This is a genomic window from Escherichia sp. WS2035 (genome assembly GCF_046487065.1).
In the GTDB taxonomy this organism is placed as follows: Bacteria; Pseudomonadota; Gammaproteobacteria; order Enterobacterales; family Enterobacteriaceae; genus Escherichia; species Escherichia coli.
Map to the genome: position 1 here is coordinate 435174 of NZ_JBJQKD010000001.1, position 22491 is coordinate 457664.

The window sequence follows — 22491 nt, forward strand, 5'->3', positions numbered from 1 at the left end:
TTCCTCCCGCGCTTAGCCAACGACCAGATTGAGGAGTTTACCTGGTACGTAAATCACTTTACGTACAGTAACGCCATCAAGATATTTTGCTACCAGATGTTCCTGGCCAGCACGTTCGCGAACCTGTTCTTCCGTTGCGTCCACCGGAACGGTGATTTTTGCACGGACTTTACCGTTAACCTGCACCACGACCAGCGTGGAGTCTTCCACCATCGCTTTTTCGTCAGCAACCGGCCACGGCGCGTTGTCGATATCGCCTTCGCCTTTCAGTTCCTGCCACAGCGTGAAGCAGATGTGCGGGGTGAACGGGTTAAGCATACGGACTACCGCCAGCAGCGCTTCCTGCATCAGGGCGCGATCCTGCTCGCCATCGGTCGGTGCTTTCGCCAGTTTGTTCATCAGCTCCATAATCGCCGCAATTGCGGTGTTGAAGGTCTGACGACGGCCGATATCATCGGTTACTTTAGCGATAGTTTTATGCACATCGCGACGCAGCGCTTTCTGATCTTCAGTCAGCGCATCGACGTTCAGTGCCGCAACATCACCTTTTGCTGTGTGCTCGTACACCAGTTTCCAGACACGTTTCAGGAAGCGGTTAGCCCCTTCCACGCCGGATTCCTGCCATTCGAGAGTCATATCAGCCGGAGAAGCAAACATCATAAACAGACGAACGGTGTCCGCGCCGTAACGTTCAACCATCACCTGCGGGTCGATACCGTTGTTCTTCGACTTGGACATTTTGCTCATGCCGGTATAAACCAGTTCATGGCCTGCCGCATCTTTCGCTTTCACGATACGGCCTTTCTCGTCACGTTCAACGATAGCATCAACCGGGGAAACCCAGTTACGTTCGCCGTTTTCACCAACATAGTAGAAGGCATCTGCCAGCACCATACCCTGACACAGCAACTGTTTCGCTGGTTCGTCAGAGTTCACCATGCCTGCATCACGCATCAGTTTGTGGAAGAAGCGGAAGTAGAGCAGGTGCATAATGGCGTGTTCGATACCACCAATGTAAATATCCACCGGCAGCCAATAGTTAGCCGCTTTGGAATCCAGCATACCTTCTTTGTACTCCGGGCAAGTGTAGCGCGCATAGTACCAGGAGGACTCCATAAAGGTGTCGAAAGTGTCGGTTTCACGCAGTGCTGGCATACCGTTAACGGTAGTTTTTGCCCACTCCGGATCTGCTTTAATCGGGCTGGTAATGCCGTCCATCACCACATCTTCCGGCAGGATCACCGGCAGCTGGTCGTCCGGGGTCGGCATTACGGTACCGTCTTCCAGCGTCACCATCGGAATCGGCGCGCCCCAGTAACGCTGACGAGAAACACCCCAGTCGCGCAGGCGGTAGTTCACTTTACGCTCGCCAACGCCCATCGCAGTCAGTTTATCGGCGATGGCGTTGAAGGCCGCTTCATGGTCAAGACCATTAAACTCGCCAGAGTTGAACAGCACGCCTTTTTCAGTCAGGGCTTGCTGAGAAAGATCTGGCTCAGAGCCGTCAGCTGCCAGGATAACCGGTTTGATGTTCAGGCCGTATTTAGAGGCAAACTCGTAGTCGCGCTGGTCGTGACCCGGAACCGCCATAACTGCGCCCGTGCCGTATTCCATCAATACGAAGTTTGCTGCCCAAACGGGAATTTCTTCGCCCGTTAATGGGTGAACCGCTTTAAAGCCAGTATCGACGCCTTTTTTCTCCATCGTCGCCATTTCAGCTTCGGCAACTTTGGTGTTACGGCATTCGTCAATAAAGGCGGCCAGTTCAGGATTATTTTCCGCCGCTTTCTGTGCCAGCGGATGACCCGCAGCCACCGCCAGGTAGGTACAACCCATAAAGGTGTCCGGGCGGGTAGTGTAAACGGTCAGCGTGTTGTCATAGTCGTTAACGTTGAAGGTGATTTCCACGCCTTCGGAACGACCGATCCAGTTACGCTGCATTGTTTTAACGGTGTCTGGCCAGTGATCCAGTTTATCCAGATCGTTGAGCAGCTCGTCAGCGTAAGCTGTGATTTTGATAAACCACTGCGGGATCTCTTTACGCTCAACTTTGGTATCGCAGCGCCAGCAGCAGCCGTCGATAACTTGTTCGTTCGCCAGTACGGTCTGGTCGTTCGGGCACCAGTTGACCGCAGAAGTCTTCTTATATACCAGGCCTTTTTTATACAGCTCGGTGAAGAATTTCTGTTCCCAACGGTAGTATTCCGGCGTACAGGTCGCCAGCTCGCGGCTCCAGTCATAACCAAAGCCCAGCATTTTGAGCTGGTTTTTCATATACGCGATGTTGTCGTACGTCCACGGTGCTGGCGCGGTGTTGTTTTTCACCGCCGCGCCTTCCGCAGGCAGACCAAATGCGTCCCAGCCGATTGGCTGCAGAACGTTTTTGCCCAGCATGCGCTGGTAGCGGGCGATCACGTCACCGATGGTGTAGTTGCGAACGTGGCCCATGTGTAGTCGACCAGAAGGATAGGGAAGCATAGACAGGCAGTAATACTTCTCTTTGCTCTCGTCTTCGGTTACTTCAAATGTGCGCTTCTCATCCCAGTGAAGCTGTACTTTGGATTCTATCTCTTCCGGGCGGTATTGCTCTTGCATGGCAGCCAGTGGTCCTGTTTTCAATACGGCTACAAATGTAGCGTTGATGTGGTTTTTCAGATCCGCATAGCATAGCCCAAACGCCCGCGTCAAAACAGCCTTTCGCGCACTCGACGTTGAAATGATGCCCGGATTATTCATACATTAATTTACAGAGTTTGTGGGCGTATTAGCAAAGCAAGGAACAAAGAACGTCTATTATTATAGTCAGTTAACGACCCGGGAGATGAAACGATGAACAAGGTTGCTCAATATTACCGTGAACTGGTCGCGTCACTGAGCGAACGCCTGCGCAATGGCGAACGTGATATCGACGCACTGGTGGAACAGGCGCGCGAGCGCGTAATAAAAACAGGGGAGTTAACGCGAACCGAGGTCGATGAGCTGACGCGAGCTGTCAGACGTGACCTGGAAGAGTTCGCCATGAGCTATGAAGAGAGCCTGAAAGAAGAGTCTGACAGCGTCTTTATGCGGGTGATTAAAGAAAGCTTGTGGCAGGAGCTGGCAGACATCACCGATAAAACGCAGCTTGAATGGCGCGAAGTTTTCCAGGACCTCAATCATCATGGGGTTTATCACAGCGGAGAAGTGGTAGGGCTGGGAAATCTGGTCTGCGAGAAATGTCACTTCCATCTCCCGATCTACACACCGGAAGTGCTGACGCTATGCCCTAAATGTGGTCATGACCAGTTCCAGAGACGCCCGTTTGAGCCGTAATAGTCTGATTTCGCACAGCAATAAAGAGAATATGGGCCGAATGAAATTCCCCGGCCCTTGTTTTTATCTCTACAGTAAATCTTCAATCTCACGAATTTCTTGACTGACATCTCTGGTTCCGGATGACTGAACTTTACGATACAAGTCGAGAGCCTGTCGGAGATCGACAGGTCTTCCTTCTCCGTAGTGATACATAATGGCCAGGTTATACCAGGCTGTGGCGTCATTGCATTCAGCGGCTATCGTAAACTATTCAAAGGCGGCCTGATAATCTTTCTCAACGCCTTGTCCGTGTTTATACATATAACCGATGTTGACGTAAGCGCCGACGCTTTCCTGAGCAGCAGCCTTCAGATACCAGTACATCGCTTGCTTATAGTCCTGGTCCACCCCTTCGCCAGCGTTATCGGAGCCGCAACCGCAGCCAATGCCCGTTGACGATGGTGGGCCAGGCTGTCTGGGCATCATTAAAATTATTTTCTATATTTTTATCTTTGCTGGTTTGATAGGGAAAATACTCCATCTGTTCGGGTGACAGTCGACGTTAATGTGCGGAAAGCCCGGCAAGTAATCTTTCCGCATTTTTGTAATGTTGTTTGGCGGCCAGTTTTAACCATTTTTGAGATTCATAATGGTTAACATTAATACCTGAGCCATTTCTGTAGATCAAACCCAAAGTATATTGAGCATGAGCATACCCTTGTTCAGCTGCTTCCTTATACCAGAGAATTGCTTTACGGGTGTCGGGTTTGACCCCCAGACCTTTGAGGTAGATCCACCCCAGTTTACTTTGCGCGCGTGGATTTTCCTGTTCTGCTGATTGCTCATACCAGTATCTCGCCTGTGTATAATCCAGTGGTTTACCGTCGCTACCATGAAGATAAAATTCTCCAAGGCGATATTGCGACGTTGAGTGACCATGAATCGCGGAAAGCTCCGTGGCTGCCGTGGTGAATGGAAGACTGCCCGGTGAGCTTAAATAATCAAAGGCATAATTCGCCATGGCTTTATCACGCAACGTCGTTTTCTTGGGTTGGCTAATACAGGTTATTGCTGCAACTATAAATATTGCGAATATATACATTAATTTTTTATTCATGTGTGAATGCTTCGATTTTCTTTTTATTTTGAAAGCGTCAAGTTTATACTCATCAATAATAAAAAAGTAGTCAGTTAATGCACTTAAGGGATTATTAACAAATGAATAAGGAAGAACAATATCTTCTTTTTGCGCTTTCTACGCCCATGGAAATACTTAATCAGGGTTGCAAGCCCGCGCATGACTCGCCAAAAATGTATACCGGGATAAAAGAATTCGATCTCTCATCATCCTGGGGAATAAATAATCGTGATGATTTAATTCAGACTATTTATCAGATGACCGATGATGGTCATGCCAATGATTTAGCTGGCTTATATCTGACATGGCATCGCTCTTCCCCTGAAGAGTGGAAAGCATTAATTGCTGGCGGCTCGGAGAGAGGGTTGATTTATACCCAATTCGTTGCCCAAACCGCTATGTGTTGTGGGGAAGGGGGAATCAAAGCCTGGGATTATGTGCGGATGGGTTTTTTATCACGGGTTGGTGTGCTCAACAAGTGGTTGACGGAAGACGAGAGTTTATGGCTGCAATCGCGCGTCTATATACGAGCACACCATTACTATCACAGCTGGATGCACTATTTTTCTGCCTATTCGTTAGGGCGTCTCTACTGGCAATCTTCTCAGTGCGAAGACAACGCTTCGCTACGCGAGGCGCTAACCCTGTACAAATACGATAGCGCCGGGAGTCGGATGTTCGAAGAGCTGGCAGCGGGAAGCGACCGTTTCTATGCCACGCTTCCCTGGCAGCCATTAACTGTCCAGCCTGAATGCCCGGTAACGCTTAAGGATGTGAGCGACCTATGAAAACATGTTGGCAAATCCTCGAAATTGAAAGCACGACGCAAATAGACATTATCCGCCAGGCTTATCTTGCTCGCTTACCGTTATGTCATCCCGAAACCGATCCACAAGGGTTTAAAGCATTACGCCAGGCCTATGAAGAGGCGCTGCGACTGGCGGTAAATCCTGTCGAGGAAGCAGATGATGAAGAAAAAGATGCTGCCACTGAGCATGAAATACTACGTGTATTCAGGGCATTACTGGATTCAGAAAATGATCGTTTTCAGCCCTCCGCCTGGCAGAAATTTATTCAGCAATTAAATACCTGGAACATGGAGGATGTCGATCAATTACGCTGGCCGCTGTGTGCAATCGCTATAGAAGCGCGATATCTTTCATTAAATTGTGCTTCTTTGCTGGCAGAGCGTTTGAACTGGCATTCGTTTAATGACTGCGAAGGAATAGATGAGGAAGAAAGGGAGGCTTTTCTTGAGGCCATTCAGGCTGGTGATTGTTTCGATTTCCTTAGCCTTCTGGAATATCCCGTTGCGTTGCAGAACCAGACGGTTGAGTATTACTTCTCGCTGGAACGTTGCTGCCGTTACCATCCTGACTATGTCACTGCGTTTTTGGCGATGGAAGGTCCGTGGTTCATTCCTGATGATGCGAAGTTGCATCGCAAACTGTTGCGCTGGTACAGCTCGGTGCAAACAGGTATGGCGGAACTCATTCCTGTCGCTCAACAGTGGCAAGCGGAAGAACCAGAAAGCGAAGATGCCCGTTATTACCAGTGCGCACAACGGTTGTACTGCGGCGAGGGGGAAAGCCTGCTTGCCGATCTCTGCGCGTACCGGGAAAGTTACCCATCTACACAAGCCGATAATTTGTTGTTGCAGTGGAGCAAGCGTCATTGCCCGGATTATTTCGCGTTATTAGTGATGGTTATCGAAGCGCGGAGCATGGTAGATGCGCAAGGTAAGCCGTTGAAATATGTTCCTGGTGAGAGCGCCCGGACGCGGCTGTTATGGGCGGAGATTTTACATAGCGGAAAATTATCGCCGTTAGGTCAATCGTTTATTGAGTCGTTATTCTTCAAACGCAAAGCATGGGCGTGGTGGAAATCGAGAGTCGGTAGCGAGACAGAGCAAGATTCACCGTTACTGGATTTGTATCGGGTAGCGGAACAGGTAGTACTTGAAGCGTTTCCGAAACAAGAGATGCTGGCCCGTCTGGACGCGCGGCTGGAACGCGGAGAGGCACATCCATTAGAGACCATTATCACCCGAATGCTGTTGACGAAAGTGAAGCTCGAGCCGGAGGATGAAGATGTCGATGAGCCAACACCTGAAAACCATGAAGAAATAAATGATGAGGATGAAAAACCACAGAGCATTACCAGCATTATCAAAATCAGTTTAACGGTGCTGGTGATAGGTTATGCTCTCGGCAAAATCGCGATGTTGTTTAGTTGACGATGTGTTTTTTGCGCCGATGCCGGATGCAGCGTTTACGCCGCATCCGGTAGCCGTGTTTATGGGATCTCAATGGCTAAATAATCGCTCGCCCGCCGCCGAACTTCATCCACGCGGGCCATATCGTTTGACTGCAACGCCGCATCAAAATCGGTGATCACCCGACCAATCTCTTCTCGCTCGTCACCCAGCGCCCGCGCCCACAACTCTTCCAGTTTGGCTTTAAAGGTGCGATTGATGAGCATATCGCGCGGATAAATTTTCAATGCGGATAACCGCGTCCGACTCTCTTCAATCTGCTGCGCGCTCAATGTTACCGGACTGTGATTAATCACTCTGGACTTAACGCTGCCGTCTTCCAGAAGCACGTCAACTTCAAGCAAGCCGTTGATATCATAACTAAAGCGAATATCAATCGACTGATAAGTCCCGGTTTTCTTCAACGGCACATCGAAGGATTCCACAAGAATGTTATTTTTAACTTTGTGGTTTTCTCCCTGATAGACGTTAACCGTAATTGAATCCTGTTCCGGGTGCATGGTTGAATAAGTTTCTACACGCGACACCGGTACTGTGGTGTTTCGTTCAATAATCGGCGAGAAAATGCCGGATACGCCCTGACGGTTAACTTCAACACCCAACGAGTAAGGGCAAATATCAGTGAGGATCACTTCTTCAATATCTTCATTGCGTAAGCGGCAGGCGGCCTGGATTGCTGCGCCCAGCGCGACAATGGTGCTCGGATCGTAACTTTGATACGGTAATTTGCCAAACAGACGCACTGCGATTCGCTGCACCAGCGGCATTTGTGACGCGCCGCCAACCAGCACCAGACTGTCGATTTGACTCGGCTTCAGACGTGCATCGCGCAACGCCTGTTCAATCGGCACTCGCAAGCGATTGAGCAGCGGCAACCACAAATCTTCCAGTTCGTTCTCGTAAAATTCGCATTTCCGCATTTCATCCTGGTACTGCCAGCGAATGTGCATTGGCGATTGATTGCTACATTTTGCCGCTTCCACGCAGGCGTACAAGGCTGCCAGTTCGCTATCGTTAAGCGTGGTTTTGGCAACTTCCGCGCGTTTTAAAACCTCATCGACCAGCATATGGGTAAAATCTTCGCCACCGAGGAAGTTATCGCCAGCGGAGGCGTTAACTTCAATCACCGGCGTGGCGTACTCGAGCACCGTAACGTCGAACGTGCCGCCACCGAGATCAAAAACCAGCGAGCGGGTATTTTGCTGCGTATGCAGGCCATACGCCATCGCGGCTGCCGTTGGCTCATTAATCAGGCGCACTGCATTTAGCCCGGCTAACTCTGCTGCTAAACGGGTATGCTTGCGTTGTTCATCGCTGAAATAAGCAGGAACGGAGATCACCACATCTTTAATCGGACGTTGCAGAAATTCTTCGGCATCTTCTTTTAATGAGCGTAATACCAAAGAGGACAGTTCTGGCGCGTTAAATGTGTCGCTGCCTAACCGCCAGTTGGTATTACTGCCCATTGCACGTTTAAATAACGCTGCCGTTTTATCCGGATGCGAAGTCCGCCGTGATACAGCCGGTTTTCCGACTAAAATATGATTATTTTCATCCATGCTAATTATGGATGGTGTTAAATATTCACCGAACTTATTTGGAATTAATTGCGCGGCACCGTCTTTCCAGACGGCAATTAAACTATTGGTAGTACCGAGATCGATACCAATAGCAAGTTCTGCATTATCCATTGCATTTATATCTTGAAAGAAAAAGAGATAACCAGATTAAGACCACCCAGGTAATGCGTGGTGATCTTAATCAATGACGTATGTTAAGCGTAAAATTTCAGACGATCAGCCAGTAAATCAACAAAGCCCTGACGATCAACATCGACCATTACGGTGGCATTCGGTTTATTGCCAGTCAGATAATAATAATCAACAACTGTCATACCCTGGGTATATTTCCCTTGTGTTTCCACGCCAACCCAGCGCTCAACAGTGGTAAACAACTCCGGTTTCAACAGCCAGGCGATGGTGCATGGGTCATGCAGTGGTGCGCCGACAAAGCCCCATTTTTCGTCTTTGTGATATTCGAGGAAGAAATCCAGCAGTTCGGCAACAATGGTTGAAACAGGGTTGCCAATCGCGCGGAAACGCTCAGTGTCTTCAACGTGGATTTGTGCTTTGTGAGTAACATCCAGACCGGCCATCACCACCGGAATTCCTGACTGGAAGACAATTTCTGCCGCTTCCGGGTCAACGTAAATATTAAATTCAGCCGCAGGCGTCCAGTTACCAAGCCCCATTGCGCCGCCCATAATCACGATACGGGCAATTTTGCTATGCAGTTCCGGGTGGCTATTGAGCAGCAAGGCAACGTTAGTTTGCGGTCCGGTAGAAACAATGGTGACAGGTTCCGCACTTTCACGCAGCGTTTTCGCCATCAGCTCCACTGCCGTGCAGTTTTGCGGTGCAAATGCCGGTTCCGGCAATGCCGGGCCGTCCAGGCCGCTTTCGCCGTGCACGTTGTCCGCAATAATCAAATTACGCATTAACGGTTTTACCGCACCGCTTGCTACCGGAATATCGGTGCGATTAAGCAAGGTCAGCATACGCAGAACATTGCGTAAGGTTTTTTCTGGTGTCTGGTTTCCGGCGGAAGACGTAATTGCTTTGACATCAAGCTCTGGTGAGGCGAGGGCGAGAACTATTGCGATAGCGTCGTCATGACCTGGGTCGCAATCTAACAGAATTGGCAGTGCCATTGTTGCTCCTTGTTGTGTGTTTCTTTGCGACAAGGGTAACGCCGGGATGTAACAGATACGAGGGACGAAACGAGAAAGCGTGAGATGGCGCGCAATTGAGTATGCGCGCCAGAGTGATTAATGCAGGATTTTTGCGAGGAAGTCTTTTGCGCGGTCCGATTTCGGATTATCGAAGAAAGCGTCTTTCGGCGAGTCTTCGATAATTTTACCCTCGTCCATAAAGATCACCCGATTCGCCACTTTACGGGCAAAGCCCATTTCGTGGGTCACCACCATCATCGTCATTCCTTCGTTCGCCAGTTCGACCATCACGTCCAGCACTTCGTTGATCATCTCCGGATCCAGCGCCGACGTTGGTTCGTCGAACAGCATGGCAATAGGATCCATGCACAATGCGCGAGCGATCGCCACACGCTGCTGCTGGCCGCCGGAAAGCTGCGCCGGAAACTTATTGGCATGTGCGGAAAGCCCGACGCGCTCCAGCAATTTCAATGCTTTTTCACGAGCCGGCGCTTTATTGCGTTTAAGCACTTTCACCTGCGCCAGGGTCAGGTTTTCGATAATCGACAGATGGGGGAACAGCTCGAAATGCTGAAACACCATCCCGACGCGGGAACGCAGTTTCGCCAGATCGGTTTTCTTGTCGTTAACCACGATGCCATCGACGGTGATTTCACCTTGCTGCACCGGTTCGAGGCCGTTGACGGTTTTAATCAGCGTTGATTTGCCGGAACCAGACGGGCCGCAAACCACCACAACTTCGCCTTTTTTCACTTCGGTTGAGCAGTCGGTCAGCACCTGAAAGTGACCATACCATTTTGAAACATTTTTCAGGGTAATCATTATGCTGTCCTTCTTTTCAAGTAGCTGACCAACAACGACGCGCTAAGGCTAATAACGAAATAAACAAATCCGGCAAACAGGATCATCTCAACCTGCGTACCATCACGCTCACCAATGGTTGAGGCGGTACGGAAGAAATCGGCCAGAGATAACACATACACCAGTGAGGTATCCTGAAACAGTACGATGCCCTGAGTGAGCAACAGCGGCACCATCGCGCGGAACGCCTGCGGCAGAATAATCAGTTTCATCGACTGCCAGTGAGTCATTCCCAACGCCAGCGCGGCGCTCGACTGACCACGAGAAATACTTTGAATACCAGCACGGATAATCTCTGAATAGTAGGCCGCTTCAAACATCGAAAACGCCACCATCGCCGAAATTAAACGGATATCATTTTTGGGTGATAATCCCAGCACGTTTTGCAGAAAACCCGGTACGATCAGGTAAAACCACAGCAAAACCATAACTAAAGGAATCGAGCGGAATACGTTAACGTAGGCTTTGGCAAACCACGCTACGGGCGCAAAGCTGGACAAGCGCATCACCGCCAGCATGGTGCCCCACAAAATACCAATCACCACTGCCGTGACGGTGATTTTCAGCGTGATCACCAGCCCGTCGAGCAGATATGGCAGGGAAGGAACAATGGAACTCCAGTCAAACTCGTACATTATTTGCCCCCCATGTTGCCGGGCAGGCGAACTTTACGTTCAACCAGCGTCATCACCAGCATGATAAAAGCGTTAATCAATACATACGCCAGCGTGATGGCGGTAAACGACTCCCAGGCGTGGGCCGAGTAATCGAGCAATTTACCCGCCTGCGCCGCCATATCCACCAGACCGATAGTCGAGGCGATGGCGGAGTTTTTCACCAGGTTCATCATCTCTGAGGTCATCGGCGGGACGATAACGCGATAAGCATTAGGCAGCAGTACGTAGCGGTAAGCCTGCGGTAGCGTCAGACCCATCGCCAGCGCGGCATTTTTTTGCCCACGCGGCAGCGACTGAATAGCTGCGCGTACCTGTTCGCAAACACGGGCGGCGGTAAACAGCCCCAGGCAGAGCATGGATGAAAGGAAAAACTGAATATTGGGATCCAGCTCTGCCTTAAACCACATGCCGATTTTCTCTGGCAGCAGCTCCGGGATCACTAGGTACCAGGTAAAGAATTGCACAATCAACGGCACGTTGCGGAACAGTTCGACATACAACGTACCCAGACCGGAGAGAAAACGGTTTGGAACGGTACGTAAAATGCCGAAAAATGAACCGACGAGGAAAGCGATAATCCAGGCGCAGATCGACAAAGCGATCGTCACCTGAAAGCCACTCCAGATCCAACCAAGATAGGTGGTGTTGCCGAACGGGGCTTGTTGTAAAAAAATACCCCAGTTCCAGTCTATAGACATAAATCTACTCCAGAAAAAAGAGGGTAGCAGCGTTAACTGCTACCCTCGAAGATTGTTACCCAGCGTATTGCGGTTTTCAGGCCCGATGGGGAACGACCACCAGGCGTATAGTCTGTCCGTGCTACGTAACAATCGAGAGGGCTGGAATTTCCGCCCCTGGTTCTTGTAATTAGTTCAGTGCCTTGTCATTCGGTTCTTTGAACAGTGCTTTCATTTCGTCTGACAGTTCGAAATTCATGTTCAGGTTTTTCGGCGGAATTGGATTTTTGAACCACTTATCAAACCATTTTTCCGCTTCACCGGAGGTCTGCACCTGAGCGATGGTATCATCCATCAGCTTTTTGAACTGCGGATCGTCTTTACGCAACATGCAACCATAGGCTTCCTGAGACTGCGGCTTGCCGACGATTTCCCAGTTGTCTGGTTTCTTCGCTTTCGCACGTTCACCGGCCAGCAGAGCATCATCCATCATAAAGGCAACGGCACGACCGCTTTCCAGGGTACGGAAAGAGTCACCGTGATCTTTGGCGCTGATGATGCGCATATTCATTTTTTGCTCTTCATTCAGTTTGTTGAGCAAAACTTCAGAGGTGGTGCCGGAAGTGACGACTACGGCTTTGCCTTTCAGGTCGGCAAAATCTTTGATATCACCGCCCTTTTTGGTCAGCAGGCGCGTACCGACCACGAAAATAGTGTTAGAGAAAGCCGCCTGTTTTTGGCGTTCGGCATTGTTGGTGGTAGAACCGCATTCAAAATCGAAAGTGCCGTTTTGCAGCAGTGGAATACGGTTTTGTGAGGTGATCGGAATCAATTTCACCTGTAAGTCTGGTTTGTTGAGTTTCTTTTTCACTGCTTCAACAATGGCGTTGGAGTAATCCTGCGAGTAGCCCACCACTTTTTGCTGATTGTCGTAATAAGAGAAAGGTACTGAAGATTCACGGTGACCGACGACAATCACGCCGTTTTTGGCGATTTTGTCCAGCGTATTGCCAGCTGCCGGGGCGGCGTCATCTGCCTGTGCCAGTCCTGCGGAAAGCGCCAGGGCCAGGATTGCTGTGGCAGGTTTACGTAATTGCATATCCAACTCCTTTATCTTCTGCGTTAAAAACGCATGGATACCCGTTGTGAGTGTTTGTGTTGTTATCATCTGCGACTTTATTGTGCAGTGTTGTGCTTGTTAGGTAACATTTAGTTTGGATAAATGTAAAGATATTGCTGTTTTATTGTTTGTTTTTGCGAGGTGCGCCGCACCATTCCGAAGCAAAATTCTTAAACCGCACCTTTTTGGTGCTACCGCTGATTTGTGGTGGTGCAACCCGGTTGCGTTGCGGCTGATTTCATTGCTTACACAGTAAATAAAGCAACTTACATGCCAAAAAATACTTAGGGGTGAATTAATTACGATTGTAATTTCAGTTTGAAAAAGTCATATTTCGGACAGTGTTAACTTTTCGGTGTGGGACGTTTGCCGGGATGATAACTACACACGGGAAAATGCTTTTTACTAGTCTTTTCAAGGAAGAATCACCTTATGTCTGCATCTTCGGTTAAGCCGTTAAATGTTCAATTACCCGCAATAACCCTGATCCTTTTTGCGCTCTGTGTTGGGATATTTTGTTACCTCGCACAATGGATGAGTTACGAAGAAGTCGATCAATCCGCACTCATCCATCTCGGCGCTAACGTTGCTTCTCTCACGTTGTCGGATGAATCCTGGCGCTTATTGAGCAGTGTTTTTCTGCACAGTAGTTTTTCCCATTTGCTGATGAATATGTTTGCACTCCTGGTGGTGGGGACAGTGGCGGAACGGATACTGGGGAAATGGCGACTCCTGATTATCTGGTTATTCTCCGGCATCTTTGGTGGGCTGATCAGCGCCTGTTATGCGTTACGCGAAAGTGAGCAGATAGTCATCAGCGTTGGGGCATCCGGGGCAATTATGGGAATAGCGGGCGCTGCGATAGCAACACAGCTTGCTTCAGGTGCGGGCACACACCATAAAAACCAGCGGCGAGTATTTCCTCTGTTGGGTATGGTGGCGCTGACACTGTTGTATGGTACCCGGCAAACAGGAATAGATAACGCTTGCCACATTGGCGGCCTGATTGCGGGGGGCGCGTTGGGTTGGCTGAGTGCGCGTTTAGTTGGGCAAAATCGGCTCGTTACGGAAGGCGGGATTATTGTTGCGGTCACTCTTCTTCTGACCGGGACTATCTGGCTTGTGCAGCAGCAGATTGATGAATCAGTTTTACAGGTCAGGCAAAGCCTGCGTGAAGCGTTTTATCCGCAGGAGATTGAACAAGAGCGACGACAAAAAAAGCAGCAGTTAGTGGAGGAGCGCAACGCCCTCAGGGAAACATTATCCGCTCCGGTAAGTCGTGAGCAGGCCAGTGGTGATTTACTCGCTGAGATTGCCGATATCCATGATATGGCGATCAGTCGGGATGCTAATACGTTGTATGCCGCAATTGAAAACACGAACAGCATTGTTGTTTTCGACCTCGGACAAAAGAAAATCCTGCATACCTTTACAGCCCCCATAGCGAAAGAAAAGTCAGTCAAACATTGTGGTGGCTGTAAAGATCAGGGCGTCAGGTCGCTGGCGCTAAGCCCGGATGAAACGTTGCTGTATGCGACTTCATTTGAAGCGAATGCATTATCGGTCATTAACGTGGCAACGGGGGAGATTATTCAGTCGATTACCACCGGCGCACATCCTGACAGCCTTATCCTCTCGCGTGATGGCACAAAAGCCTGGGTGATGAATCGCACCAGTAATAGTGTGTCAGCGATTGATCTGGTGGCTTATCAGCATGTGGCGGATATCCCGCTGGAGAAATACGACGGGACGGGGATGAGCGGTAAACCAGGCGCCTGGGTTATGGCACTTTCCCCGGATGAAAAAACATTACTGGTTCCGGGAGCAGGCAGAGGTAACATCGTGCGGATCAATACCATCACGCATCAGAAAGAAGACTTTCCCGCAGGTGATGCGCGTGGTGTCGTTTCTGCGATGGGATTCCGACCAAAAAATGGTGAGATTATTTTTGCCGATAGCCAGGGGATTTCACGTATAAGAGCTGAGGATCAACAAGCCAGCATTATGACGCAATGGTGTAGCAGGAGCGTTTATTCCGTTGAGGGTATTAGCCCGGACGGTCAATATTTAGCGTTGGTGTCATATGGCCTGCAAGGTTATGTCATCCTGCTCAATATTAATGCCGGGCAGATTATTGGCGTTTATCCTGCCAGCTACGTGAATCATCTTCGTTTTTCAGCGGATGGTAGAAAGATATTTGTTATGGCGAAGAACGGGCTAATACAACTGGACAGAGAAAGTTCACTTGATCCGCAGGCAATTATTCGGCATCCCCAATATGGCGATGTGGCTTGTATCCCTGAACCGTAAGAAAAAAGGGCATGATAATCATGCCCCAGAGCGTGTTGAAAAAGTACGCTTTATCCTACAAAATCGCGAAAATTCAACATATTGCAAAAATCGCGTAGGCCTGATAAGCGTCGCGCATCAGGCACATTAACGTTTGCGAGCACGCAGACTCATCAGTACAGCGGCAAAGCCAAACAGTGCCGTCAGCACCCACAGTGGCCAGTTGCCGGTACGTGAGTACGGGGTGAGTCCGGTGGTCGGCGTTACGTTAGTGGTTAACACCTCGCGGGTGAACTGCGGGATCATCGCCTGAATCTCACCCTGCGGGCCAATCACCGCCGTAATGCCGTTGTTGGTGCTGCGCAACAGTGGGCGCGCCAGCTCCAGCGCACGCATTCGCGCCATCTGGAAGTGCTGCCATGGACCAATAGACTTACCAAACCACGCATCGTTGGAGATAGTCAGCAGATAGTCGGTATCCGGGCGGAAGTTATCGCGCACTTGCTCGCCGAGAATGATTTCGTAGCAAATGGCCGCAGTAAGTTGAATGCCATTCAACGACAGCGGTGGCTGAATATATGGTCCGCGGCTGAATGACGACATCGGCAAATCAAAGAACGGTGCTAATGGACGCAGAATCGACTCCAGTGGGACAAACTCGCCAAACGGCACCAGATGGTTTTTGTTATAGCGATCGGCTGATTCATAGCTGTACGGTGCGCCTTTACCCAGTGTGATGATGGTGTTGTAGGTATCGTAGCGGTTCTGTTTATTGAGACGCGCGTCGACAATCCCGGTGATCAGCGAGCTACCTTTATCGCGCAACTCACCGTCCAGAGCTTTGAGGAACGGTTGCTGATTAATTTCCAGATCGGTTATCGCCGACTCCGGCCAGATAATCAGCGATGATTTGCCCATCAGCGGTGCCGTTGCGTTGTAGTAAATCTTCAGCGTATTAAGAAGCTGGCCTTCGTCCCATTTCAGCGATTGCGGAATATTGCCCTGAACCATCGAAACCTGAATGGTTTTCTCCGGTTGCGGGGTAAACCACTGGACGTAACGCAGCGGGAAGGGAAGGGCAAACAGCACGACGGCCACCACCAGCGGACGCCAGTTGCGTTTGACCAACGCCAGTGCCAGCAGGCCACTAACCATCATCAGCAGGAAGTTAATGGCTTCCACGCCCATTATCGGTGCCAGCCCTTTTAACGGGCCATCAATCTGGCTATAGCCGAACTGTAACCACGGGAAGCCTGTTAGTACCCAACCGCGCAGAAACTCGGTCACTTGCCAGAGAGCAGGGGCGGCAATCGCCACGCGCAGCCAGGTGGTTTTCGGCCACAGACGCGACAGCACGCCAGCAAACAGTCCGGTATACAGCGACAAATACGCCGCCAGCAGTACCACTAGGAAGATGTTAACCGGGCCAGGCATTCCGCCAAAGGTCGCGATGCTGACATAGACCCAGTTAATACCGCTGCCAAAGAGGCCAAATCCCCAGCAAAAGCCAATAGCGGTAGACTGGAGTGGACGGCGGTTAAAGGTCAGCGCCTGAAGTCCCATCAGCGAAATAATCGCCGCAGGCCAGACGTCGTAAGGAGAGAAGGCCAGCGTTCCGCAGGCACCGAATAATAACGCCAGCAGCAGGCGAATGCGCTGGCGTTCAATTAATGAGGCAAAAGCCATGTAGTTATCTATCCAGTTTCGGTTTTATTCATCCAGCTTCGGCTGGGGTGAGTCATCCGGGATTTTGACATGAACCTGAATAATACGCCGACTGTCGGCCATCGCCACTTTGAACTGGTAACCGTCGATGTCGATGGTTTCGCCACGCGCCGGAAGATGCCCAAATGCCTGCATCACCAGACCACCGATAGTGTCAACCTCTTCATCGCTAAAGTGGGTGCCGAACGCTTCGTTGAAGTCTTCAATAGAAGCCAGTGCGCGCACGGTCCAGGTATGACGACTCAGCTGACGGAAGTCGATATCATCTTCTTCGTCATACTCGTCTTCAATCTCACCAACAATCAGTTCCAGGATGTCTTCAATGGTCACGAGACCGGAAACCCCACCGAATTCGTCAATGACGATCGCCATGTGGTAACGCTGAGAGCGAAACTCTTTCAGCATCCGGTCTACGCGCTTACTTTCAGGAACGACAACCGCCTGACGTAACACTTTGTCCATGCTGAAGGCTTCAGCATCGCTGCGCATAAACGGCAGCAAGTCTTTCGCCATCAGAATCCCTTCAATGTGATCTTTGTCTTCGCTAATCACCGGGAAACGTGAGTGGGCGGACTCGATGATGACATCAAGGCATTCGTCCAGCGTCTGGTTGCGTTTCAGGGTAATCATCTGGGAGCGGGGGATCATGATGTCGCGAACGCGTTGGTCTGCGATGTCCATCACCCCTTCGAGCATATCGCGCGTATCTTCGTCGATAAGGTCGTTCTGCCCGGAATCACGGATCAGCGCCAGCAGTTCGTCACGGTTTTTCGGTTCACCGTGGAAAAGTTGGCTGAGTAACAGGGAGAAAAATCCCTTCTTGTTGCTTATCGTGTCACTACTGTGTGAATTGTCGTCGCTCATGGCGTCGTATGGGTTCTCATGTTAGTTAATCAAAACGCCGTCGTTAATCACCAACGGCGGGGACGTCTGCCAGTCAAATGCCTGGCAAATTATTCTTTCTCGGCAATGTACGGATCCTCATAGCCCAGAGCAAGCATAATCTCTGTTTCGATGGCTTCCATTTCTTCTGCTTCGTCATCTTCGATGTGATCGTAACCTAACAAATGCAGACTGCCGTGCACCACCATATGCGCCCAGTGCGCCTCCAGTGGTTTGCCTTGCTCCTGAGCTTCCTTCTCAACCACCTGACGGCAGATAACCAGATCGCCCAGTAGCGACATTTCCATGCCAGGCGGCACTTCAAACGGGAAGGAGAGCACGTTGGTCGGCTTATCCTTACCGCGATAGGTCAGATTCAGACTGTGGCTTTCGGCGGTATCGACCACGCGAATAGTCACTTCCGATTCTTCCTGAAACTGCGGGATCACCGCATTCAGCCATGTCTGAAACTGGCTCTCTTCCGGTAACCCGGAATTATCTTCACATGCCAGTTGTAAATCGAGGATCACCTGACTCATTTTTGTTCCTGTTCTTCGCGCTTGCGTTCTGCCGCCAGCGCCGCTTTACGTTTTTGTTCGGCTTCTTCCCAGGCTTCATAAGCGTTAACGATACGCGCCACCACCGGGTGACGAACCACGTCTTCGCTGTGGAAGAAGTTAAAGCTGATCTCTTCGACATCAGCCAGCACTTCGATGGCATGACGCAAACCAGACTTGGTATTACGCGGCAGGTCGATCTGTGTGACGTCGCCGGTGATAACCGCTTTTGAGTTAAAACCGATACGGGTCAGGAACATCTTCATCTGTTCGATGGTGGTGTTCTGGCTCTCATCAAGAATGATAAACGCGTCGTTCAGCGTACGACCACGCATATAGGCCAGCGGTGCGACTTCAATAACGTTGCGCTCAATCAGTTTCTCGACTTTCTCAAAGCCCAGCATTTCAAACAGCGCGTCGTACAGCGGGCGCAGATACGGGTCTACTTTCTGGCTTAAATCGCCAGGCAGGAAGCCCAGTTTCTCACCGGCTTCGACCGCCGGACGAGTCAGCAGAATACGGCGAATTTCCTGACGCTCCAGGGCATCAACTGCCGCAGCCACTGCCAGGTAGGTTTTACCCGTACCCGCCGGGCCAACGCCGAAGGTAATGTCATGGTCGAGAATATTGGCGATGTACTGCGCCTGGTTTGGCGTGCGCGGCTTAATTACGCCGCGTTTGGTTTTGATATTGACTGCTTTGCCGTACTCCGGCACGCTCTCCGCGCTTTGCTCCAGTACCCGCGCTTCTTTAATCGCAAGGTGGATCTGTTCCGGTTCGATATCCTGAATCTGACCGCGCATCGGGGCAGTATCGACATACAGGCTACGCAGAATGTCTGCCGCAGCGGTGACGCAAATCGGACGGCCGGTCAGTTTAAAGTGGTTATCACGGCGATTGATTTCGATGCCGAGACGGCGTTCGAGTTGTTTGATGTTGTCATCAAACGGGCCGCACAGGCTCAACAGACGCGCATTGTCTGCTGGCTCCAGGGTGATTTCGCGAGTGTCTATGTTCAAACCGTTCCTCTTATCTGTATGCCGCCGGAAGCTGAACATTCACCGGCCTATAAGGAAATTATTCACGCCACAGGAAAAAGGCGCAAGCATTGCGATAAAGATGGGGATAAAGAGAGAAAAAACAAGGCCCACCGGAACGGCGGGCCTGAGAATTACGGCTGATAATAACCCACGCCAAGGTCGTTTTCTTTGCGGGTACGGGCAATCACCGATTCCGGTGTTTCTGCGACGCGCAGACCCATTTCATCTTCAGTACGCACCACTTTTCCGCGCAGGGAGTTTGGATAGACGTCGGTAATTTCTACATCGACGAATTTACCGATCATATCCGGCGTGCCTTCGAAGTTAACCACGCGGTTATTTTCAGTACGACCGGAAAGCTCCATGATGCTCTTACGCGATGTACCTTCTACCAGAATACGCTGGGTGGTGCCGAGCATACGGCGGCTCCATGCCATCGCTTGCTGATTAATGCGCTCTTGCAGAATATACAGACGCTGCTTCTTCTCTTCTTCCGGAACATCATCAACCATATCGGCGGCAGGCGTTCCTGGACGAGCGGAGAAGATAAAGCTGTAGCTCATGTCGAAATTGACGTCGGCAATCAGCTTCATCGTTTTCTCGAAGTCGTCGGTGGTTTCGCCAGGGAAGCCAACGATGAAGTCAGAACTGATCTGAATATCCGGACGCGCCGCACGCAGTTTACGGATGATCGCTTTGTACTCCAGCGCCGTGTGAGTACGGCCCATCAGGTTCAGAATGCGATCGGAACCGCTCTGTACCGGCAAGTGCAGGAAGCTCACCAGCTCCGGCGTGTCGCGATACACTTCGATGATATCGTCGGTGAATTCGATCGGATGGCTGGTGGTAAAGCGAATACGATCGATCCCGTCAATCGCCGCAACCAGACGCAGCAGATCGGCAAACGTTCCGGTGGTGCCGTCGTAGTTCTCACCACGCCAGGCATTCACATTCTGACCGAGCAGGTTGACTTCACGCACGCCCTGAGCCGCAAGCTGGGCGATCTCAAACAGAATATCGTCGGACGGACGGCTTACCTCTTCACCACGGGTGTAAGGCACCACGCAGTAGGTGCAATATTTATTGCAGCCTTCCATGATGGAGACAAACGCGGTCGGCCCTTCGGCGCGCGGTTCCGGCAGACGGTCAAACTTCTCGATTTCCGGGAAGCTGATATCTACAACCGGGCTGCGGTCGCCGCGCACGGAGTTGATCATCTCCGGTAGACGATGCAGCGTTTGCGGCCCAAAAATAATATCGACATAGTGGGCGCGCTGGCGAATGTGCTCGCCTTCTTGCGATGCCACGCAGCCGCCGACGCCGATAATCAGGTCTGGATTCTTCTCTTTTAACAGTTTCCAGCGACCCAACTGATGGAAGACTTTTTCCTGAGCCTTCTCGCGGATTGAGCAGGTGTTCAGCAGCAGCACATCCGCTTCTTCCGCCACGTCGGTCAGTTGATAGCCGTGGGTGGCATCCAGCAGATCGGCCATCTTCGATGAATCGTACTCGTTCATCTGACAGCCCCAGGTTTTAATATGGAGTTTTTTGGTCATCGACTTGCTCTTGCGAAATAGTAGCCAGGAATGCAGGGCGCATAGTGTAATGCTTTGCTGCCGTTGTGACCAGTATGAGCGTTATCAGCCCTTGGGGGTAAAAATCCTGTAAACTTAAAGCATATTGCTAACAGGATGATTGACCATGACAAATCAACCAACGGAAATTGCCATTGTCGGCGGAGGAATGGTCGGCGGCGCACTGGCGCTGGGGCTGGCACAGCACGGGTTTACGGTAACGGTGATCGAGCACGCAGAATCTGCGCCGTTTGTCGCTGACAGCCAACCGGATGTGCGGATCTCGGCGATCAGCGCGGCTTCGGTATCATTGCTTAAAGGGTTAGGGGTCTGGGATGCAGTACAGGCTATGCGTTGCCATCCTTACCGCAGACTGGAAACGTGGGAGTGGGAAACGGCGCATGTCGTGTTTGACGCCGCTGAACTTAAGCTACCGTTGCTTGGCTACATGGTGGAAAACACTGTCCTGCAACAGGCTTTGTGGCAGGCGCTGGAAGCGCATCCGAAAGTAACGTTACGTGTGCCAACCTCGCTGACTGCACTGCATCGCCATAATGATCTTCAGGAGCTGGAACTGAAGGGCGGTGAAACGATCCTCGCGAAGCTGGTGATTGGTGCCGACGGCGCAAATTCGCAGGTGCGACAGATGGCGGGAATTGGCGTTCATGCCTGGCAGTATGCGCAGTCGTGTATGTTGATTAGCGTACAGTGTGAGAACGATCCCGGCGACAGCACCTGGCAGCAATTTACCCCGGACGGACCGCGTGCGTTTCTGCCGTTGTTTGATAACTGGGCATCGCTGGTGTGGTATGACTCTCCGGCGCGCATTCGCCAGTTGCAGAATATGAATATGGCGCAGCTACAGGCGGAAATCGCGAAGCATTTCCCGTCGCGTCTGGGTTACGTGACACCGCTTGCCGCTGGTGCGTTTCCGCTTATACGTCGCCATGCGTTGCAGTATGTGCAACCAGGGCTTGCTCTGGTGGGCGATGCCGCGCATACCATCCATCCGCTGGCGGGGCAGGGAGTGAATCTTGGTTATCGTGATGTCGATGCCCTGATTGACGTTCTGGTGAACGCCCGCAGCTACGGCGAAGCGTGGGCCAGTTATCCTGTGCTCAAGCGTTACCAGATGCGGCGTATGGCGGATAACTTCATGATGCAAAGTGGTATGGATCTGTTTTATGCCGGATTCAGCAATAATCTGCCACCGCTGCGTTTTGTGCGTAATCTTGGTTTGATGGCGGCGGAGCGTGCTGGCGTGTTGAAACGTAAGGCGCTGAAATATGCGTTAGGGTTGTAGCCTCACAACATTGCTGGATGCATGCCAACCGTAGGTCGGATAAGACGCGGCAGCGTCGCATCCGACTTTGTAAGGATAAGACGAGTCAACATCGTATTCGGCATTGAATATACGCAGAAAAGCAAAAAGCTCGCCGAAGCGAGCTTTTTTAATGTGGCTGGGGTACGAGGATTCGAACCTCGGAATGCCGGAATCAGAATCCGGTGCCTTACCGCTTGGCGATACCCCAACTGGGTGCACTTACAAGGTAAGCGTCTTGAATAAATTGGCTGGGGTACGAGGATTCGAACCTCGGAATGCCGGAATCAGAATCCGGTGCCTTACCGCTTGGCGATACCCCAACAAATT

The 22491-nt window shown here is 50.9% G+C and carries 18 protein-coding genes, 2 tRNA genes and 2 pseudogenes; 6 read left to right on the forward strand and 16 right to left on the reverse strand.

Annotation, left to right across the window (positions count from 1 at the left end; translation table 11 throughout):
* Positions 1–12: 12 nt before the first annotated feature.
* Entirely contained in the window at positions 13–2595 is a 2583-nt protein-coding gene (gene leuS / locus ACJHX4_RS02110; protein WP_001157896.1) for a leucine--tRNA ligase, read from the reverse strand.
* Between the two features lie 234 nt (positions 2596–2829).
* Between leuS and ACJHX4_RS02115 the strand changes: the two genes are divergently transcribed.
* On the forward strand, positions 2830–3312 hold the full coding sequence (locus ACJHX4_RS02115; RefSeq protein ID WP_001044880.1) for a zinc ribbon-containing protein: 483 nt from the start codon (positions 2830–2832) through the stop codon (positions 3310–3312).
* A gap of 69 nt (positions 3313–3381) precedes the next feature.
* Here the strand turns inward: ACJHX4_RS02115 and ybeQ are convergent.
* Positions 3382–3717, reverse strand: a pseudogene (gene ybeQ, locus ACJHX4_RS02120) (Sel1 family TPR-like repeat protein YbeQ); the annotation flags it as partial.
* A 4-nt stretch (positions 3718–3721) separates the two neighbouring features.
* On the opposite strand from ybeQ, the pseudogene ACJHX4_RS02125 reads away from it, so the two are divergent.
* Positions 3722–3847: pseudogene (locus tag ACJHX4_RS02125) on the forward strand (hypothetical protein); the annotation flags it as partial.
* Positions 3848–3856: 9 nt separating this feature from the next.
* Here the strand turns inward: ACJHX4_RS02125 and ACJHX4_RS02130 are convergent.
* Positions 3857–4411, reverse strand: coding sequence for a tetratricopeptide repeat protein (locus ACJHX4_RS02130; protein WP_001295868.1), 555 nt, complete (start codon positions 4409–4411; stop codon positions 3857–3859).
* A gap of 101 nt (positions 4412–4512) precedes the next feature.
* Between ACJHX4_RS02130 and ACJHX4_RS02135 the strand changes: the two genes are divergently transcribed.
* Entirely contained in the window at positions 4513–5220 is a 708-nt protein-coding gene (locus ACJHX4_RS02135) for a DUF1266 domain-containing protein (RefSeq protein WP_001030943.1), read from the forward strand.
* Entirely contained in the window at positions 5217–6668 is a 1452-nt protein-coding gene (gene djlC, locus ACJHX4_RS02140) for a co-chaperone DjlC (RefSeq protein WP_001295869.1), read from the forward strand. Before ACJHX4_RS02135 ends, djlC begins: the two co-directional genes overlap by 4 nt.
* 59 nt (positions 6669–6727) lie before the next feature.
* Here djlC and hscC read toward each other — a convergent pair whose 3' ends face one another.
* The 6 genes from hscC to gltI form a co-directional block, all read right to left on the reverse strand.
* A complete protein-coding gene (gene hscC, locus ACJHX4_RS02145) occupies positions 6728–8398 on the reverse strand; it encodes a molecular chaperone HscC (RefSeq protein ID WP_000367903.1) in 1671 nt (556 codons plus the stop codon).
* Positions 8399–8481: 83 nt separating this feature from the next.
* Positions 8482–9417 (reverse strand): pyrimidine-specific ribonucleoside hydrolase RihA, encoded by a 936-nt coding sequence (rihA, locus tag ACJHX4_RS02150; protein WP_001207535.1) that lies wholly within the window; start codon positions 9415–9417, stop codon positions 8482–8484.
* A gap of 117 nt (positions 9418–9534) precedes the next feature.
* A complete protein-coding gene (gltL, locus tag ACJHX4_RS02155; RefSeq protein WP_000631387.1) occupies positions 9535–10260 on the reverse strand; it encodes a glutamate/aspartate ABC transporter ATP-binding protein GltL in 726 nt (241 codons plus the stop codon).
* Positions 10260–10934, reverse strand: a complete 675-nt coding sequence (gene gltK / locus ACJHX4_RS02160; protein ID WP_000272824.1) for a glutamate/aspartate ABC transporter permease GltK — start codon at positions 10932–10934, stop codon at positions 10260–10262. The genes gltL and gltK overlap by 1 nt, the downstream gene beginning before the upstream one ends.
* The gene (gltJ, locus tag ACJHX4_RS02165) at positions 10934–11674 is read right to left on the reverse strand and encodes a glutamate/aspartate ABC transporter permease GltJ (protein WP_000020941.1); all 741 of its coding nucleotides are present in this window, start codon (positions 11672–11674) and stop codon (positions 10934–10936) included. Before gltJ ends, gltK begins: the two co-directional genes overlap by 1 nt.
* 169 nt (positions 11675–11843) lie before the next feature.
* The gene (gene gltI / locus ACJHX4_RS02170; protein ID WP_001295870.1) at positions 11844–12752 is read right to left on the reverse strand and encodes a glutamate/aspartate ABC transporter substrate-binding protein GltI; all 909 of its coding nucleotides are present in this window, start codon (positions 12750–12752) and stop codon (positions 11844–11846) included.
* 453 nt (positions 12753–13205) lie between these two features.
* Between gltI and ACJHX4_RS02175 the strand changes: the two genes are divergently transcribed.
* The gene (locus ACJHX4_RS02175) at positions 13206–15083 is read left to right on the forward strand and encodes a rhomboid family intramembrane serine protease (RefSeq protein WP_001276754.1); all 1878 of its coding nucleotides are present in this window, start codon (positions 13206–13208) and stop codon (positions 15081–15083) included.
* 126 nt (positions 15084–15209) lie between these two features.
* On the opposite strand, the gene lnt is transcribed toward ACJHX4_RS02175, so the two are convergent.
* From lnt to miaB, 5 genes are all read right to left on the reverse strand, one after another.
* Complete coding sequence (gene lnt / locus ACJHX4_RS02180; RefSeq protein WP_000853068.1) at positions 15210–16748, reverse strand: apolipoprotein N-acyltransferase; 1539 nt, start codon at positions 16746–16748, stop codon at positions 15210–15212.
* 24 nt (positions 16749–16772) lie between these two features.
* Positions 16773–17651: a CNNM family magnesium/cobalt transport protein CorC gene (gene corC / locus ACJHX4_RS02185; RefSeq protein ID WP_001278605.1), complete on the reverse strand. Its 879-nt coding sequence runs from the start codon at positions 17649–17651 to the stop codon at positions 16773–16775.
* An 89-nt stretch (positions 17652–17740) separates the two neighbouring features.
* Positions 17741–18208, reverse strand: coding sequence for an rRNA maturation RNase YbeY (gene ybeY, locus ACJHX4_RS02190; protein ID WP_000084467.1), 468 nt, complete (start codon positions 18206–18208; stop codon positions 17741–17743).
* Entirely contained in the window at positions 18205–19245 is a 1041-nt protein-coding gene (locus ACJHX4_RS02195) for a PhoH family protein (RefSeq protein ID WP_001018040.1), read from the reverse strand. The genes ybeY and ACJHX4_RS02195 overlap by 4 nt, the downstream gene beginning before the upstream one ends.
* A 152-nt stretch (positions 19246–19397) precedes the next feature.
* A complete protein-coding gene (gene miaB / locus ACJHX4_RS02200; protein ID WP_000162747.1) occupies positions 19398–20822 on the reverse strand; it encodes a tRNA (N6-isopentenyl adenosine(37)-C2)-methylthiotransferase MiaB in 1425 nt (474 codons plus the stop codon).
* A gap of 145 nt (positions 20823–20967) precedes the next feature.
* On the opposite strand from miaB, the gene ubiF reads away from it, so the two are divergent.
* Entirely contained in the window at positions 20968–22143 is a 1176-nt protein-coding gene (gene ubiF / locus ACJHX4_RS02205; protein ID WP_247773303.1) for a 3-demethoxyubiquinol 3-hydroxylase, read from the forward strand.
* 154 nt (positions 22144–22297) lie between these two features.
* On the opposite strand, the gene ACJHX4_RS02210 is transcribed toward ubiF, so the two are convergent.
* Positions 22298–22372 (reverse strand) — tRNA-Gln (locus ACJHX4_RS02210).
* 37 nt (positions 22373–22409) lie between these two features.
* A tRNA-Gln gene (locus ACJHX4_RS02215) sits at positions 22410–22484 on the reverse strand.
* Between the last annotated feature and the right edge of the window lie 7 nt (positions 22485–22491).

Coding starts and splice junctions, on each gene's coding strand:
- leuS (WP_001157896.1), bottom strand. CDS start 2,595: ATGCAAGAGCAATACCGCCCGGAAGAGATAGAATCCAAAGTACAGCTT.
- ACJHX4_RS02115 (WP_001044880.1), top strand. CDS start 2,830: ATGAACAAGGTTGCTCAATATTACCGTGAACTGGTCGCGTCACTGAGC.
- ACJHX4_RS02130 (WP_001295868.1), bottom strand. CDS start 4,411: ATGAATAAAAAATTAATGTATATATTCGCAATATTTATAGTTGCAGCA.
- ACJHX4_RS02135 (WP_001030943.1), top strand. CDS start 4,513: ATGAATAAGGAAGAACAATATCTTCTTTTTGCGCTTTCTACGCCCATG.
- djlC (WP_001295869.1), top strand. CDS start 5,217: ATGAAAACATGTTGGCAAATCCTCGAAATTGAAAGCACGACGCAAATA.
- hscC (WP_000367903.1), bottom strand. CDS start 8,398: ATGGATAATGCAGAACTTGCTATTGGTATCGATCTCGGTACTACCAAT.
- rihA (WP_001207535.1), bottom strand. CDS start 9,417: ATGGCACTGCCAATTCTGTTAGATTGCGACCCAGGTCATGACGACGCT.
- gltL (WP_000631387.1), bottom strand. CDS start 10,260: ATGATTACCCTGAAAAATGTTTCAAAATGGTATGGTCACTTTCAGGTG.
- gltK (WP_000272824.1), bottom strand. CDS start 10,934: ATGTACGAGTTTGACTGGAGTTCCATTGTTCCTTCCCTGCCATATCTG.
- gltJ (WP_000020941.1), bottom strand. CDS start 11,674: ATGTCTATAGACTGGAACTGGGGTATTTTTTTACAACAAGCCCCGTTC.
- gltI (WP_001295870.1), bottom strand. CDS start 12,752: ATGCAATTACGTAAACCTGCCACAGCAATCCTGGCCCTGGCGCTTTCC.
- ACJHX4_RS02175 (WP_001276754.1), top strand. CDS start 13,206: ATGTCTGCATCTTCGGTTAAGCCGTTAAATGTTCAATTACCCGCAATA.
- lnt (WP_000853068.1), bottom strand. CDS start 16,748: ATGGCTTTTGCCTCATTAATTGAACGCCAGCGCATTCGCCTGCTGCTG.
- corC (WP_001278605.1), bottom strand. CDS start 17,651: ATGAGCGACGACAATTCACACAGTAGTGACACGATAAGCAACAAGAAG.
- ybeY (WP_000084467.1), bottom strand. CDS start 18,208: ATGAGTCAGGTGATCCTCGATTTACAACTGGCATGTGAAGATAATTCC.
- miaB (WP_000162747.1), bottom strand. CDS start 20,822: ATGACCAAAAAACTCCATATTAAAACCTGGGGCTGTCAGATGAACGAG.
- ubiF (WP_247773303.1), top strand. CDS start 20,968: ATGACAAATCAACCAACGGAAATTGCCATTGTCGGCGGAGGAATGGTC.